This is a genomic window from uncultured Veillonella sp. (assembly GCF_963534045.1).
In the GTDB taxonomy this organism is placed as follows: domain Bacteria; phylum Bacillota; class Negativicutes; order Veillonellales; family Veillonellaceae; genus Veillonella.
The window spans coordinates 19,625-37,012 of sequence record NZ_CAUSQT010000014.1 but is presented as its reverse complement, the minus strand read 5'-3'; the positions used below and the strand labels follow the sequence as shown (position 1 = coordinate 37,012).

General features: G+C 37.2%; 13 protein-coding genes. 11 read left to right on the top strand and 2 right to left on the bottom strand.

From position 1 onward, the window contains the following. From RYP29_RS04010 to RYP29_RS03990, 5 genes are all read left to right on the top strand, one after another. Window positions 1–170 (top strand): transposase (locus RYP29_RS04010; protein ID WP_311532370.1); only part of this gene is annotated, 170 nt, incomplete at its 5' end. A gap of 199 nt (window positions 171–369) precedes the next feature. Then, on the top strand, window positions 370–1,473 hold the full coding sequence (locus tag RYP29_RS04005) for an ATP-grasp domain-containing protein (protein WP_311532368.1): 1,104 nt from the start codon (window positions 370–372) through the stop codon (window positions 1,471–1,473). Between the two features lie 5 nt (window positions 1,474–1,478). Beyond that, window positions 1,479–2,696: an MFS transporter gene (locus tag RYP29_RS04000; RefSeq protein WP_311532367.1), complete on the top strand. Its 1,218-nt coding sequence runs from the start codon at window positions 1,479–1,481 to the stop codon at window positions 2,694–2,696. Then, window positions 2,683–3,219, top strand: coding sequence for a hypothetical protein (locus RYP29_RS03995; protein ID WP_311532365.1), 537 nt, complete (start codon window positions 2,683–2,685; stop codon window positions 3,217–3,219). The genes RYP29_RS04000 and RYP29_RS03995 overlap by 14 nt, the downstream gene beginning before the upstream one ends. Window position 3,220: 1 nt before the next feature. Further along, window positions 3,221–4,411: a DUF6421 family protein gene (locus RYP29_RS03990; RefSeq protein WP_295997873.1), complete on the top strand. Its 1,191-nt coding sequence runs from the start codon at window positions 3,221–3,223 to the stop codon at window positions 4,409–4,411. A gap of 278 nt (window positions 4,412–4,689) precedes the next feature. Here RYP29_RS03990 and RYP29_RS03985 read toward each other — a convergent pair whose 3' ends face one another. Continuing rightward, window positions 4,690–5,097 carry a type II toxin-antitoxin system death-on-curing family toxin gene (locus RYP29_RS03985; protein ID WP_311532363.1) on the bottom strand — a complete coding sequence of 136 codons (408 nt, stop codon included), beginning with the start codon at window positions 5,095–5,097 and terminating at the stop codon, window positions 4,690–4,692. Next, the gene (locus RYP29_RS03980; RefSeq protein WP_311532362.1) at window positions 5,094–5,255 is read right to left on the bottom strand and encodes a hypothetical protein; all 162 of its coding nucleotides are present in this window, start codon (window positions 5,253–5,255) and stop codon (window positions 5,094–5,096) included. The genes RYP29_RS03985 and RYP29_RS03980 overlap by 4 nt, the downstream gene beginning before the upstream one ends. 335 nt (window positions 5,256–5,590) lie before the next feature. Here RYP29_RS03980 and RYP29_RS03975 point away from each other — a divergent pair, with 335 nt between their 5' ends. The 6 genes from RYP29_RS03975 (at window position 5,591) to RYP29_RS03950 (ending at window position 16,970) form a co-directional block, all read left to right on the top strand. Further along, complete coding sequence (locus RYP29_RS03975) at window positions 5,591–7,798, top strand: ATP-dependent Clp protease ATP-binding subunit (protein ID WP_311532361.1); 2,208 nt, start codon at window positions 5,591–5,593, stop codon at window positions 7,796–7,798. 256 nt (window positions 7,799–8,054) lie between these two features. Beyond that, window positions 8,055–8,822 (top strand): LamB/YcsF family protein, encoded by a 768-nt coding sequence (locus RYP29_RS03970; RefSeq protein WP_205095782.1) that lies wholly within the window; start codon window positions 8,055–8,057, stop codon window positions 8,820–8,822. Between the two features lie 55 nt (window positions 8,823–8,877). After that, window positions 8,878–10,074 carry an NRAMP family divalent metal transporter gene (locus RYP29_RS03965; RefSeq protein ID WP_287532572.1) on the top strand — a complete coding sequence of 399 codons (1,197 nt, stop codon included), beginning with the start codon at window positions 8,878–8,880 and terminating at the stop codon, window positions 10,072–10,074. A gap of 9 nt (window positions 10,075–10,083) precedes the next feature. After that, window positions 10,084–10,827, top strand: coding sequence for a 5-oxoprolinase subunit PxpB (gene pxpB, locus RYP29_RS03960; RefSeq protein WP_311532356.1), 744 nt, complete (start codon window positions 10,084–10,086; stop codon window positions 10,825–10,827). Next, the gene (locus RYP29_RS03955) at window positions 10,814–11,845 is read left to right on the top strand and encodes a biotin-dependent carboxyltransferase family protein (protein ID WP_311532354.1); all 1,032 of its coding nucleotides are present in this window, start codon (window positions 10,814–10,816) and stop codon (window positions 11,843–11,845) included. The genes pxpB and RYP29_RS03955 overlap by 14 nt, the downstream gene beginning before the upstream one ends. A 454-nt stretch (window positions 11,846–12,299) precedes the next feature. After that, a complete protein-coding gene (locus RYP29_RS03950) occupies window positions 12,300–16,970 on the top strand; it encodes an ESPR-type extended signal peptide-containing protein (RefSeq protein WP_311532352.1) in 4,671 nt (1,556 codons plus the stop codon). The last annotated feature ends 418 nt before the right edge of the window (window positions 16,971–17,388 follow it).

Below are 17,388 nucleotides of genomic sequence, written 5' to 3'. Positions count from 1 at the left end.
AATTAACTAATGCATTCTTACTTCCATATTCTAATGGATACACAGAAGGAACTAACAACAAAATTAAGGTATTAAAACGAATAAGCTATGGACTTCGCCACTTTGGTAGATTTAGAGTACGTATTCTACTCTTGAGCAAAAAGAATGGCACCAACCATACATATGATTGATGCCAAAGAAGACTCGTAGGGTGAACACCCCAACATTTGACAGAGAGCCTTTATTATAAGGCATTATTTTTTAATTAGAAAATAGTTATTTTTGTTAAATTCATGAATTCACGTAAATATGAGTAAATATGTTTACAACATATTTTTTATATAATAATATATACTTAATTCGTCTTGTTTAAATAATAGGAGGTTTACTATGAAAGTGTTAATTTTAGAACCAATAGGTTCTGGAGCTGCTTTAGTTAATTCTGCATTAGAATTAGGATGGGATTGTTATATTTTGTCGTATAATAAATCTGATAGACGATTACCAAATGAAGATGCTTGGAAGAAATGTACTATACTTGAAGTAGATACGAACAAAACTGATGCTGTATTTAATTTATTAGATAATTTAAATATAGCGTTTGATGTTATTGTTTCTGGTAATGAATATTACGTTCCATTATCAATTCTTTTGGCAGATAAGTATAAAGTTATAGGGTTACCTTATGATATGTTACCTATAGTTCATGATAAATTAAAAATGAGGGAGTTTTTAACTAATAAAAATATTAGAAATCCATGGTTTACAACTGTATCAAATGTATCGGATATTAAATTAAATAAACAAATTCATTATCCTTGTATTATTAAACCTAAGGCTGCAGCAGGTAGTTATCATGTAAATAAAGCCAATAATGAGCAAGAGTTAATAATGTATTATAATCTGATTAAAAATGAGACGCACAAAGAGTTGGATCATGAACTAGGTAGTGAAGTTTTAGTTGAAGAATATTTAGAACGACCAGAATACAGTGTTGAAGGTTATTATTCTAATCAAGAGTTACATATTGTTTCTATTACTAAAAAGTTTCTTTCTGACGAACCGTATTTTGTAGAAATCGGTCATATGACGCCATTTAGTGACTTAAGCGAATGTAGGGTGGATGAAATAAAATCGTATGTTAAAGATATTTTGCTTGCTACCAACGTAAGTTGTGGTGTTTTTCATTGTGAGATTCGCTTTAATAAAGATTTATTACCTGTATTAGTAGAAATTGCATTTAGATTGCCTGGTGATAAAATTGTTGATCTCATTAAGTTATCATCTAATATTGACTTATCTAAAGCTATGCTTTTATCTTATGCTGGACTTCCTTATGTTACAGAGGAGTTTAAAAATAAAATGTTTGCAGGTGTAGCTTTTTATCATGATAAAACTAACTTACAGGATTATAGACATAGAAAAGGATATGAGATTATTGTAGATAATGATGAAGAAAAAGTATTAAATAAAATGAAGAAAATTTGGGAGTAATAATCATGTATCAAGGTATATACTTACATAGATTGTTTTTTATGACTCTTCATTTTTTACTCTTATTTGCTATACCAGTATATATTTACAAAATTACAGGTGAAGCAACTTATTTGGGAGCTGTATTTGCTGCAGAATGGGGAATTAGACTCTTATCTCTTACTATAGTTCCTAATTTATTTAAATTAACAGGATCATTAAAAAGTATAATAAAGTTTAACTGTATTCAAAGTGGTTGTGTTTTATTTTTGCTCTTCATATATAGTATTACTAATAATATAATTAGTTTGGTTGTTATAGGAATGATAAGCAGTATATTTTTTGATATTAATTATCTTTGCATAGAAAATTATATACAAAATATGGTTTTACCTGAGCAACTTTTAAAGAAACAATCCAATTTGCAAGCCATAGAACAATTTTCTATGGTTATATCACCAGTGATAGCTGGGTATTTTATAGATATCCTTAGTGAGAATACATTCATTTTTTCTATTGGAATTGGCTTTTTACTAATAGTATTTTTTATATTATATAATGATAACGTTTCTGTTAATCCTCAACAAGACAAACTGGAAAATGATGAAAATAATTCAAGGTTTTCAGAATTGCGTAAAGGAATGAAGTTGATTTTCTCATCTTCTACAGCTATTAAACTTGTTGTTTTAACCAATAGTGTAAACCTTGTTTATGGAGCTGCATTAGCATTGCTGCCAGCTATTATATTAGGTTTTTATCATCAAAGTAGTGTTTTTCTTGGGTATTTTAATTTTGTTATTAGTGTGATTGGGATAATTTCAGTTTTAATATTTAATCGAGTTATTACCTTTGATTTTTATCAGTCGGAATCAATAATTAAATTGTTATTAATAATTGTCGTTGCTGGTATAGTTAGTGGAGGTATGCTTTACTTTGAACTCAATTTTGTGTTTACATTATTTTTTATTGCCGTGATTATTCTATCAGATAGTATTTTCTCAGTGGGATTGCGAACTAAAAGACAATTAATTTTTAAAGATGATGAGTTTAAAGCCGTATTACCTAGTATGATGCTTCTTAATGCCATTTCTTTTCCTTTGGGAGGAGTTTTGGTCTCTGTTTTTTCTAATATCTATAATGAGTTATTGACGATGTCAATTATTTCATTAATTGATATTATCATTGTAATATTTTTGTATTTTTTACTATTTTCTTTCAGGAGTAAATTTAATGAGGTACATTAATAAAATACATACCTTAGGCCCAACAAATACTAATTGTGAGAAAGCGGCTTATAAATGGTTGAAAGCTAAAAATATAGAAGGAGAAGTCGTACTTCATGATACACTTGAAGATGCAGTAGAAACTTTACTGACTAATAATGATTCTGAAAGTGCATTATTAGGATGTGTAGTATACCCTGACTTACATAAAATTGTTTTTTCTAATTTAGATCGAATTATACTTTATGATGTCTTTATAGATAATACATACGATATGGTATTAGCTTCGAATGGAAAATGTGTAAATGAATTAAATTGTATTGCTTCTCATCCTGCACCTAGTGGATTAATTTTGGATAATTATCCTACTATCAATGTGGAGTATGCTACCAGTAATTCTAATGCGGGATTAAGATGCTTACAAGGGGAAGTAGATGGATGTATTACAACGAAAGCCGTAGTGAAAACATATAACTTAAAAGAATTAATTAATTATGGGGCCGTACCTATGGGGTTTACAGTTCATATTTTAAAAGAGAGGTAATATGAATCCTTATATAAGAGAAATTGTTGATAAAACTAATTTATTACAGTCTTATCAATCTGAAGAGGGAACTCTAATAAATGTTGAGAATCGTGATAGAGTTCGTACTATTTTGTGTGATATTGTAAATAATATTGAAGCATTAAATGATGAGTTTATTTCAGCAGAGTATAAGAGTGCATTAATTAGCGATATAAATACATATATTGAGTCAGATTATCAAAATTTATGTTTTGATAACTCTGTAAGGGCACTTAAAAAGGTAGAAAATTTATCGAAATTTTTCTTTTGGGGGCCATTGCGTCTAGCTAATGGGCTACGACACGGATGGAAGTTTGAAACATTTTTATCTATTCGTGAAGAACCTATGGAGAAAGAATTTGATATTATGTATAAAACCTATTCACATCCTAAAAATATATGTCAATCTTCAAAGTTGTTAATAGGGAGTAATGGTGTAGAATTAGGTAATAATATTGTATTCTTTCCAGAAAATGTAAAATCAAATATTAAGTTTAAAAAGCAAAGTTGTGCGGTTTTTTTCTTTGATAAGTTTTACGATATATATAATACGATAACATTACCGCTTATTGATAAAATAGGATTGGGGAATTTGGCATCTAGCAGTAGAGATATTGATAGAAATGTAACTTATAATGCTAGATGTGTTTGGGGGTATCTTCATGATTACTATCATCACCAAGGTGTATTACCTTTTGATGAACATATTCAGTTGAAGACTAATTGGTATGTAGGTGTATTGGAAGAAATAAAAGTAGATGTACAAACATTATTAGCTCTTTCGATGGATTTTACTTTGCCATATCGGAATATTGTTTTTGAGTTTGTATTGCTTGATAGAGTTTTCAGATATACACAAGAGGTTAATATATATAGGAATTTCGATTCAGCTACATCATTTTTTATTATACAATATTTGTTGAATCATGATGTGATTTTAATTAAGAATGATAAATTAGAAATTAATTTATCTAAGATGATTGAAAAATTAAAAGTTTTGGTAAAAGAGATTGAAGAGATAGAAGGTCAATTTACTGATGATGAAGATACTTTTAAGTGTCAATGTAAAAAATACTTTTTCAAGACTTTAGAGGTACCTAAAACTCCTAATGATTATTATGCTATATCAGGCCAATTAGCTTTAAATTTAGTACAAGTTGGGATTTTATAGTTATAACTTATATTGTGAACAGATACCGTATGCAAGTATAAAAAAATAACGTAATTATGCTTGCATATATACTTGCAAACATATATAAATACTGGTGAACCTAGATAAATACTGACTTTGGCTACACACTTCTAAGCCGTGGGTCGGGGGTTCGAATCCCTCCTGGATCACCAAAGAAATAAGCGGATAGTTCGATTTGGACTATCCGCTTTTGTATTGCTATTTTAAATTAGAACAGGCCTGTTCTAATTTATAGGGCCCTATGTATCCCTGTCGAATTACAAATTCGTATCAATCTCTACGGTATTCTCTCGCAACCATTGTGCCAGTTCTGTATTTGTCATATTGCCTGCGGCGACATCGATAATCATATTTTCTACGTCTTGTTGTGTAGCAGTAATATCGAATCCATTGATAATTAGATACACATACATGCTATGCAGTGCAGTTCGTTTGTTTCCGTCTGTGAATGGGTGGTTGTTGGCGATGCCATAACATAATTGTGCCGCTTTATCGTAGATGGATGGGTATAGATCGTTTCCCATAAATGTTTGAAAGGGCGTATTGACGGCTGACGCTAATAGGTTTTCATCACGTACGCCTGATGAAAGGACAAATGCATTTTCTAATTGGGTATGGAGTTCGTAGATATCTTGTACGGTAAATTGAATTTTATGTGTACTCATTTGTTCTCCAATGCTTTGTAAAGTTCATAATTCCGTTCTAGTACTTGCTGAGAAATGTCTTTAATGCGTTTTGCTAGTTCTTTATTGTTAGCGCTTGTTATGATAGAGGTATCATTGAGTGCGGTAGAATCGGTATGCGGTGAAGAATTTGGTGCCATGGTTTGACCTCCTTTGATATATTTTGACCTTTAGTTCTATTATATAGGTAATAAATTAATATAAACAATAGAATTTCTAATAAAATAATCAAAAATCTAAAACAGGAAATCTATTATGAATCCAGTATTTATCTGAATTTTCACCATTATAATTATATTTGCCAAAATAAAAGTCAAAAAAAGTCAAAAATTATTAATTTGACCTATTGACTTTTTGACTTAATGAGTTTATTATAATGACATAAGGTTGAAGAAACCTAGAAATAAAGCAAGAAATTAAACAGACTTAAAAAGTCAAACTGATATACTTGTAGTGAAAAAGTGAGGTAATTTATATGAACAACAACTTCAATAACTTTGGTAGCGATTTTGGCAGCATGAATGATTTGTTCAATCAATTGATGGGTAATATGGGTGGTTATTCCACAGAAAACCGTCGTTATAAAATAAATGGTCGTGAAGTAACTCCTGAAGAGTTTGCTTATTATCGTCAAACAGGCCATTTGCCTACTAACGAAGAAATCCAAGCAGCACAAGCTGCAGCTCAACAAGGCAAAATGAAAAAGGATGGTATCCTTGCTCGTTTAGGTACGAACTTAACAGATGAAGCTCGTAACGGTAAGCTTGATCCTGTTATCGGTCGTAACAAAGAAATTCAAGAAACTGCTGAAATCTTAGCACGTCGTACAAAAAATAATCCTGTGTTAGTCGGCGATGCTGGTGTTGGTAAAACAGCAGTCGTAGAAGGCTTGGCACAAGCAATCGTTAACGGCGATGTTCCAGCAGCAATTAAAAATAAAGAAATCATTTCTATCGATATTTCCGGTTTGGAAGCTGGTACTCAATATCGTGGTTCCTTCGAAGAAAATATCCAAAACCTTATCAAAGAAGTTAAGGCCGCTGGTAATATCATCTTGTTCTTCGACGAAATCCATCAAATCTTGGGCGCTGGTTCCACAGGTGATGGTCAAGGCTCTAAAGGCTTAGCAGATATCTTGAAACCTGCTTTGTCCCGTGGTGAAATGACTGTTATCGGTGCTACTACACAAGATGAATACCGTAACACAATCATGAAAAACGCAGCACTTGCGCGTCGTTTTAATGAAGTAAAAGTCAATGCCCCATCTGCAGAAGATACTTTCAAAATTCTACAAGGCATTCGTCCATTATACGAAGCGCATCATAATATTGAATTGCCAGATGCCGTTTTGAAAGCCGCTGTAGATTATTCCGTACAATACATTCCTCAACGTAGCTTGCCAGATAAAGCCATCGACTTGATCGATGTAACAGCAGCTCACTTGGCATCTCAACATCCTGTAACTGATATTAAAACATTAGAAGCAGATATTGCAGATGCTAAAGCAAAACAAGAAGAGTTTGCTCAAAAAGAAGATTACGAATCTGCTATTAACGAAAAGATGCGTATTCAAAAATTGCAAGAAGAAATCGACAAGCATACTGATAATCAAAAGGTTGTGGCTAAGGTTAACGATGTAGCCGAAGCGGTAGAACGTATGACTGGTATCCCTGTTTCTCAAATGGGTGCATCCGATATTGAACGTTTGAAAGATATGAAAACTCGTTTACAAGCTCATGTTATCGGTCAAGATAAAGCAGTAGAAGCTGTTTCTAAAGCTATCCGTCGTAACCGTGCAGGCTTTGACGAAGGTAACCGTCCAATCGGTAGCTTCTTATTCGTAGGTCCTACTGGTGTTGGTAAAACAGAATTGGCTAAACAATTAGCACTTGATATGTTTGGTAACAAGGACGCTATTATCCGCTTGGATATGTCCGAATACAGTGACCGCACAGCCGTTTCTAAATTGATTGGTGCTACAGCTGGTTACGTTGGTTACGAAGATAACTCCAACACATTGACTGAACGCGTTCGTCGTAATCCATATTCCATCGTATTGTTCGATGAAATCGAAAAAGCAGACCCTCAAGTTATTACATTACTTCTTCAAGTATTGGACGATGGTCGCTTAACAGATGGTCAAGGTAACACAGTAAACTTTAAGAACACTGTTATCATTGCTACATCCAATGCAGGTTTCGGTTATGGCAACGACAACGATGATGAAAACAAAGTTGATGTAATGGACCGCATTGCTCCATTCTTCCGCCCTGAATTCTTGAACCGTTTCAATGCTGTTATTGAATTCAATCAATTGAGCAAAGAAGATTTGAAGAAAATCGTTGATTTGATGCTCGACCAAGTTAACAAAACTTTGGCTAAAAAACAAATTACTTTAGATGTAACTGACGCAGCTAAAGATTTGTTGATGGAACAAGGTTATGACAAAACAATGGGCGCTCGTCCATTACGTCGTGTTATCGAATCCGAAATTCGTGACAATGTAACAGATTACTACTTGGATCACATCGATGCGAAACACTTGTTGGCTGATGTTGTGGATGGTCACATCGTGATTAGCGACAAGGATGCTGCTAATACATCTGATGCTAAATCCGATGATGACAAATCTGCAGACAACAGCAAACAAGCTGATGATGCTGCATCCAAGGACAATAAATAATCGGTAGGCTATTGACCCTTTCATAAAATCCCTTACAACTCTCTCCATATACACACATATAACAATAGTCCTATTGATGGTGAAAGCACTCGACATTACGTCGAGTGCTTTTTTTGCGTTATTATATGAATTTTGTATATATGAATTTTGTATACATGACAAAAATCATTGATAACGTATCAATATATTTTGTATAATCATGTTACTATATTCTATAGAATTTAAAGGAAAGATGAAGAACGAGAGGAGCATAGTGATGTCACATTATATAGATTTAAATAGCGATTTAGGTGAAAGTTTTGGTAATTATACATTGGGTATGGATAGTGAGGTGTTAAATCACGTCACGAGTGCCAATGTGGCTTGTGGTTGGCATGCCGGTGATCCTCTCATTATGGAGGCCACCGTTAAGATGTGCAAGGAGAAGGGCGTAGCCGTAGGGGCCCATCCGGGATATCCAGATTTGATGGGCTTTGGACGCCGCAAGATGGCGGTGAGTCCCGATGAGGCACGGGCCTATATGATCTACCAACTCGGTGCGTTGCAAGGATTTTGCAATCAGTACGATGTAGAGTTGCAGCATATGAAATTACATGGTGCTTTTTATAACATGGCGTGTGTAACACCGGAATTAGCTGATGCCGTATTAGATGGTTTACAAGCGGTGAATCCCAATGTTCGAGCCATGGTGCTCAGCGGTAGTTATATCGCCAAAGAGGCAGAGCGACGAGGTATTCCAGTGATACAAGAGGTTTTTGCAGACCGAGGCTATACAGAGGAAGGCACCTTGGTGCCTCGTACGGAAGAGGGTGCTTTCATAAAAGACCCGCAAGAGGCCTTGGAACGAGTACTCATGATGGTGCAAGAAGGCAAGGTCGTAACGAATACGGGCAAAACAATCGATATTGCAGCCGATTCCGTATGCGTTCATGGCGATAATCCAAAAGCGATAGCTTTCACAAAGTATATTCGTGAAGGCCTCACTAAGGCAGGTGTCGTGGTAGCGAATTTTAAGAATCGATAGATTACAATCGATTGTATAAGAATAGATAGAATCAGAATAGATAAAAGGAGTCAGTATGAAACCGATTACAGGTAAAGCGAGTTTATCTGTCCTCTTAGGGGCAGCATTTTTGATGGCCACGTCGTCCATTGGGCCAGGATTTATGTTACAAACGGCGGCGTTTACAGGCCAGTTACAGGCGGATTTTGCGTTCGCCATTGTGGTGTCCGTTATTTTCTCCATCATTGCACAGCTCAATGTATGGACCATCATCGGCATATCCCAAATGCGGGGCCAAGATATTGCGAATAAGGTCTTGCCCGGCCTTGGTTACTTCGTAGCATTCTTGATTTCCCTTGGGGGCCTGGCGTTCAATATCGGCAATATTGGCGGTGCGTCCATGGGCCTTAACATCGTATTCGGTATCGATACGACGACGGCAGCAGCCATCAGTGGTATTTTGGGAATTTTATTATTTGCATCTCCTAAAATGGGTGGCGTTCTCGATAATACGGCGAAAGTGTTGGGCACAGTGATGCTCGTACTCATCGGTTATGTAGCGTTTTCTACTAATCCTCCTGTAGCAGAGGCCGCAACCCATGCCATCGTGCCAACCAATTACCCTTGGCTAGCTACGATTACCCTTATCGGCGGTACCGTAGGTGGGTACATTACATTCTCCGGCGGCCATCGCTTGATTGATGCGGGCATTACAGGCCGTGAACATTTAAAGGATGTACGTCGCGCTGCCTTCATGGGCATGTCCGTAGATGCCATCGTTCGTATATTGTTATTCTTAGCCGTACTTGGTGTCGTATCCATGGGCTTTGCGTTAGATCCAAAGGACCCAGCAGGTTCTGCGTTCTTACTTGGTGCTGGTGAAATCGGTCATAAATTATTCGGTATCGTATTCTTCTGCGCTGCGTTGACATCTGTTGTGGGTGCTGCCTATACATCGGTATCCTTCCTTAAAACCTTGTTCAAGGTGGTAGAACGATATGAAAAATTGACCATCATGGCATTCATCTTCGTGTCCACATGCATTCTTATCTTTATCGGCAAACCGGCTACACTATTAATTGTGGCGGGCTCTGTGAATGGTTTGATCTTGCCTGTTACCTTAGCCGTTATGTTATTGGCAACGCGTAAGACGAATATCGTAGGGGACTATAAGCACAATCCGGTTCTGTTCTACACCGGTTGGATTGTCGTACTTGTGACTGCTTATATCGGTGTTACATCCTTGCAAGGTATTGCAAAATTATTAGGTTAGGGGGCACGTATGAATCCCACAATTTCTCCGGTTGGGGATAGTGCTATCTCCATCGAATTTGGTCAAGTTATTGACCCTAAGATTAATCAGCGTATCCGTCAGACTGTGGCGGGGATTGAAAGCCTCCAGTTAGAGGGCATTATTGAGATGGTACCTACCTATTGTGCGCTTCTCATTCAGTATGATGCGCTATGTTATACCTATGCTGAGCTGTGCCGTATTCTTGAACCTATCTGTGCGCAGCCTATTAGGGCTGATGAAAGTGAATTGGTGACGGTCGTAGAGATACCGACCGTCTATGGTGGTGAATTTGGTCCAGACCTTGGATTTGTAGCCTCTCATAATTACCTAACAGAGGCCGATGTGGTCAGTATTCACAGCGGTACGGATTATCTCGTGTATATGATGGGCTTTATTCCAGGATTTACCTATTTGGGTGGTATGGATCCGCGCATCGCTACGCCGCGATTGTCTTCGCCGCGCACGCATATTCCGGCAGGATCTGTAGGCATCGCGGGTGAGCAGACCGGCACCTATCCATCGGATTCCCCTGGAGGATGGCAAATCATAGGGCGTACACCTGTGTCCATGTACGATGAGTCTCGAGAACAGGCGGCCCTTCTCAAGGCCGGCGATTATGTGCGCTATGTTCCCATTGATGAAAGTGCATTTCACTGTATTAAGAAATTGGGCTCCTCGTTTAAGCCCGTTGTCCATCATGTAAAGGTAGGTGACCTCCGTGGCGGTAAGTGAATATAAGAATGCGTCCTTTGAGGTGGTTGCGCCTGGTATGATGACTACCGTGCAAGACGGAGGGCGCGTAGGCTTTCAACAATATGGCATGCCTGTGGCAGGTCCTATGGATGGTGAAAGCTATGCTATCGGCCAAGCCCTCGTAGGGAATACGAAGCCCGTAGGGGCTTTGGAGTGTACTGTGCTCAGTCCTACGCTTAAGGTGAAGGGCACATGCATTGTTGCTTTCACAGGCGCCGACATGAGACCTACCATTAATAATGTGGAAGTGCCGCGGTACATTCCCTTTGTTTGTCATGATGGCGATGTCCTCTCTGGTAGTTTTAGCCAATGTGGGGTGCGCATGTATATTTCCTTCGCCGGCGGCATCGATGTGCCCGAAATCAACGGCAGCGTAGCGACACACACAAAGGCGAATATCGGTGGATTTGAGGGACGGCCTCTAGCGGTGGGCGATGAAGTCCGTTTAAAGGACTGCAACCGCGATACTATCATCTGCGACTATACTAGAGAATCAAATCATTTATTTAATACGGTTTTATTTAATCGGGGCGGCCGTGAATGCCATGAACCGCTACGAGTGGTACTGGGCTCGCAAGCCAAGTACTTTACAGAAGCAGGTATCCGCAATTTTAGCAATGAACTCTATACATTGACCATCCAATGCGACCGCATGGGCTTTAGATTAGATGGAGCACCTGTAGAACACATTGACGGTGCCGATATCATCTCTGATGGTGCTGTGTTTGGATCCATTCAGGTACCATCCGATGGCAATCCGATTATTCTCATGGCGGATCGGCAAACAACGGGTGGCTATACAAAAATCGGCACCGTTATTACAGCCGATTTGCCTAGACTGAGCCAATTGCCTATTGGAGATGGAATTACCTTCGATGTTGTATCTGTGGAAGAGGCACAAGAGATATACCGAACGTATATGAAACGTTTGAATAAGCGTATTATACTAGCTAATAATCAAAGTGCTTATGTGTTTAAATTAAATAATGTAATATAAATGGAACGTCTAAAGAGAGTATTTCTTTAGACGTTCCTTTTTTCATAAGTTTGTTCTTGTATGATTGAAAAAGTACTTTATAAAAATTTAATAAAAATAATTTTGTAAAGATGATAGAGCTTTTAGTATACAGCTATATAAAGAGTTGTATTTACATTTTTGGAGATTTATTAATTATATTTATATAGAAAAATAAATTGTGAGTTTAGATTCATTTTTCTTCCTAAATATGGTGTAAAATTTACGCAACTATTAATTGTATTTTAATATACATCTTTATAAAATATTATAATTGCTATATTTGCAATGCCTATTCAAAAATGAAATATTAGTGAAAAGGGGTTGCCAGTATATCGAAAAATTTGGTATACTTACCATATCGAAAAAACTTGAATTGAAATTACTTATTATATAGAAGTTTGAGAGATATATAGTAGTTTAAAGGAGAAAATGAATGAACAAGATTTTTAAAGTAGTTTGGAACAAATCTAAAAATTGCTACGTAGTAGTATCTGAATTAGCTAAGAACAATAGTGGTAAAAAGAAAGTTGTTGTGGCTGCTGTGTTTGCGGCATTGGCTATGACAAATGGTAATGTGGCATTGGCGGTAAATGATGTGCCTGCTAACTCTGCTGGTGCATCTGTAGCTTATGGTAACGGTGCTACTGTTACAGGTGCCAATGCAGTTGGTTTAGGTAAAAGTGCTACTGTTACAGGTGCCAATGCAGTCGGTTTAGGTAGCGGTGCTAGTGTTACAGGTACCAATGCAGTCGGTTTAGGTATCAGTGCTAGTGTTACAGGTGCTAATGCAGTCGGTTTAGGTAGCAGTGCTAGTGTTACAGGTGCTAATGCAGTCGGTTTAGGTAGCAATGCTAGTGTTACAGGTGTAAATGCAGTTGGTTTAGGTACAAATGTAAAAGCTTCTAACAGTGATGTTGTTGCAATTGGTACTGCTGCAAAAACAGAAACTGCTGCTGGTGGGGTTGCTATTGGTCAAAATGCTTATTCAAAAGGCCTATATGGTAATACACCAAGTGTTGCTGTAGGTAAAAATTCAATTGCAAATGGTGGTACTGCGATTGCTATTGGTACTAATGCGGCAGTAAACGAAGCTGGTACTTCATTTTCACAAGGTATTGCCATTGGTGGTGGTGCATTACCGGGGCAAGGGGCTACCGTTATAGGTGACCAAAGTATAGCTATTGGTGGTAATACTAAAGCCATTGGTCACTCATCTATTGTTATTGGCGGTGACGATGCTGATAGAATGACGTCTACTAGAGCAGTTTATACTGATATTAATACAGGGAGAGCTAAAGTTGGGACCGTTTCTGATGCTGTTAAAGATTTAACAGGATATGAAATTAAGTGGCGTGATTATAATAATGCTACAGCAGACCATATCGGTATCACAGTGGGTACTAAAGGGCAATCTGGTAATGCTGGTATTGCTATTGGTACGGGCGCTGACTCTAAAAATCGTATCGCTGGTTCTCTAAATGGTGTAAATACAAGTGCTGCAGATAATGATTCTGTAACAAATGCCATCGCTATTGGTACAGGTGCTAAGGCAAATCGAGATAACTCTGTTGCCTTAGGTGGTGGTTCTACTACAGATAAAGCTGGTACAAAACAATCTAGCTATACATTGCCAAATGGTATTACAGCAACATGGGCTGGTGGTGACAAAACACTAGAAGGTGATATTGTTTCCTTCGGTGCTGCAGGTTATGAACGTCAGTTGAAAAACGTAGCACCTGGTGAAGTAAGTTCTACCTCTACAGATGCTATCAATGGTTCTCAGTTGGCTGCCATCGTAGATCAAATTGCTTATAAATATGTATCTATTAAATCTACGGATACACCAAACCAAGACAATACTGGCGCTCAAGCAAATAACTCTATCGCTATTGGTCCAAATGCATCTACAACTGCAGCTGCAGAAAAATCTGTAGTTATTGGTGATGGTGCTAGTGCGACAACAGCTAATGGTGTAGCTATTGGTTCTAAATCTGTGGCTAGTACAGCAGCTGGCGTAGCAGGTTATAATGCTAATACTGGTCGTACTGATACATATGCTAACTTAACTGGTACAACTCTAACATCTACATTAGGTGGTGTTGCAGTGGGTACAACAGACCAAACTCGTCAAATCAACTATGTTGCTGCTGGTACAGCTGATACAGATGCAGTAAATGTAGCGCAATTGAAGAGTGTGAACCTTGCTTTCACAGGTGACACAGGTAGTGGCGATGTGAATTTAGCAAATAGTGAATTGGCTGTAAACGGTGATAATACATACATCGAAACTACTGCTAATGGTAAGAAAATTACAATTGCTGGTAAAAAGCAAGATATTACTGTTACAAATGGCACAGCTACAGGCACAGCTGGCATGGCAGACGCTAAGAATGTAGCTGAAGCAATTAATAATGCAATTGACCAAAACAAATATACTTGGAATCTTTCTGCTAATGGTGAAGCAACACCAGTAACAGTGGAAAAAGGTAATAAAGTAGATTTCTCTGGCGATGATAACATTACTGTTGCAAGAAATGATAAAAATATTTCTGTAGCTTTGAAGAAAGATCTTACTGGCTTGAACAGTGCATCTTTCAATAATGCTGCAGGCAATCCAACTGTAAAAATTGATGGCAACACAGGCATTAATGCAGGAGATATGAAGGTTACTAACGTAGCTGATGGTGTAAACGATAAAGATGCTGTCAATGTTTCTCAATTGAAGAAAACAGACGATAAAGCAGAAGCTAATAAAACTGCAATTGCTCGTAAAATCTCCTTAGGTGGCAACACTGGTTCTACTGGAGAAAAATCCTTGAGCACAGGCGATGTAAAATTCAATGTTAAAGGTGACAATGGTCTTACAACTGTAGCAAGTGGTGACGATGTAACTGTTAAACTTGATGCTGATACTAAAGACAAAATCGATAATGCTGCTGATAAAAACTTGAGCAATTTAAATCCAGCTGGTGAACAAAAGGTTAAAGATTTAGCCGCATGGAAAGTAGTTGCTAACAGTGGTACTGCTGAAAATGTTAAAGGTGGCGACACAGTTAAGTTTATCGATGGTGATAATGTATCCATTACACAAAATGGTAAAGAGTTCACAGTTGCCACAAAAAAAGATGTAACATTTGATAACGTTACAGCAAACCAAAAAATTACAGCTCCTGAAGTGAGTGGTTTGACTAATACTACTTGGGTACCAGGCCAAACAACACCTGTATCTGGTCGTGCTGCAACTGAAAATCAATTGAAAGCAGTTGATGATCAAGTAACAGCAAATAAAGCTAATATCACTAAGAATGCTGATGCTATTAAAGCTAACAGAGATAATATTGCAGCAAATAAAGAACAAATTGATAAAAATACAACAGCTATCGCTCGTAAGATTTCATTAGGCAGTGATAATGGCGATACAGATAAAAAATCCTTGAGCACAGGTGATGTGAAATTCAATATTAAAGGTGCAAATGGTATTACAACTGAAGCTAATGGCAACGATGTAACTGTTAAATTAGACGATGATACTACAAATAAAATCAACAATGCAGCAAATACCGATTTGAGCAATTTAACAGATGCTGGTAAACAACAAGTTAAAGAGTTATCTGCATGGAATGTAGTGGCTAACAATGGTACTGCTGAAAAGGTTGAAGGTGGTAACACAGTTAAGTTCATCGATGGTGATAACATCTCCATTACTCAAAATGGTAAAGATTTCACTGTTGCGACTAAGAAAGATGTAACATTCGATACTGTAACTGCAAATCAAACAATTACAGCACCTAAAGTAAAAGCAACTGATGGTGTAGAAACACCAGAGGTAACAGGCTTAACTAATACAACATGGAATCCTGGTGTAACACAACCAGTATCTGGCCGTGCTGCAACAGAAGATCAATTAAAAGCAGTTGATGATCAAGTAGCAGCAAATAAAGCTAACATTACTAAAAATGCTGGTGATATTGCAGCAAACAAAGCTCAAATTGATAAAAACACAGAAGCTATCGGTCGTAAGATTTCCTTAGGTGGTAACACTGGTTCTACTGAGGAAAAATCCTTGAGCACAGGCAATGTTAAATTCAACATTAAAGGCGAAAACGGTTTAACAACTGAAGCTAATGGTGACGATGTAACTGTTAAGATCGATGATGCAACAAAAGCGAAAATCGATAATGCAGCAAATCAAGACTTGAGCAACTTAACAGATGCTGGTAAAAAACAAGTTAAAGATCTATCTGCATGGAACGTAACTGCAGCTGGTGGTACTGTTGAAAAAGTACAAGGTGGCGATACTGTTAAATTCCAAGCTGGTGATAACCTTGAAGTTAAACAAGACGGTACTACTTTCACATATAGCCTAGCTAAAGACGTGAAAGGTCTTAACAGTGTAACTGTAGGTGATGAAAATGGTCCATCCACTAAAATCACTCCTGCTGGTACAACTGTAAAAGATGCAGCTGGTAACTCTACAACAGTTAATGGCGCAGGTATGACTATTACCCCTGCAAACTCTGCAGCTAGTCCTGTATCCCTTACTGTGGATGGCTTGAACAATGGTGGTAACCAAATTCATGGTGTAGCACCTGGTACAGCAGATACAGATGCAGTAAACGTTAGCCAATTGAAAGGTGCACAAGCAGGTTTACAAGAGGCTATTAACCGTGTAGGTGTTGAAACACAACGTGTAGGTGCTCATGCAGCAGCTATGGCAGCGTTGAAACCAATCCAATACGATCCATTGGAACCAACACAAATTATGGCTGGTATTGGTAACTACCGTGGTGAAACAGCTGGTGCAATCGGTCTTGCACATTACAAAACTGAAGACACTATGTTCAACATAGGTGTTACTCTTGGTTCTAGCCACAATATGATCAATGCTGGTGTAACTCATAAATTTGGTGGCAGCCGTGATAGAAAAGATGCGATTCCAGAACGTTATAAAGCTGGCCCTATCAGCTCTATCTACGTAATGCAAGATGAAGTAAGTCACTTGCGTTCCCAAAATGAAGAGTACAAATCCAAGCTTGAACAACAACAATCTGAAATTGATGCATTGAAAGCAGCAGTTAACCAATTGTTGGCAAATAAAGCGTAATCATAGTGTACATATAGTTAGAACTATGTATATCCTATGAATGGATATGTAAAACTAAAAAGAGCTCCCCCTCGAAAGAGGGGGCTCTTTTTAGTATAAGAACAAAAATATTTTATTAAAGCTATATCTGAAAGATAAAATAGTCTGAAAATTATAGTTTAATAATCGATGAATTACTCAATCAAAGAGAATATATCGTATAAATGATGCATATTTTGTCGAAATAGAACATTTTTATGATACAGTTTGTTGTTTTTGTTATTCTTTGTTGTTGGCATAAAAATACAAAAATATGCAATTTATTAAGGTGAATTATAAATGAATCATAATAATACTGCGTGTTTGGCCATGTTCTATGCATAATTGAAATAATAGTAAATATCCAAAAAACACACTTTTAAATTGAGAAAATTAGATG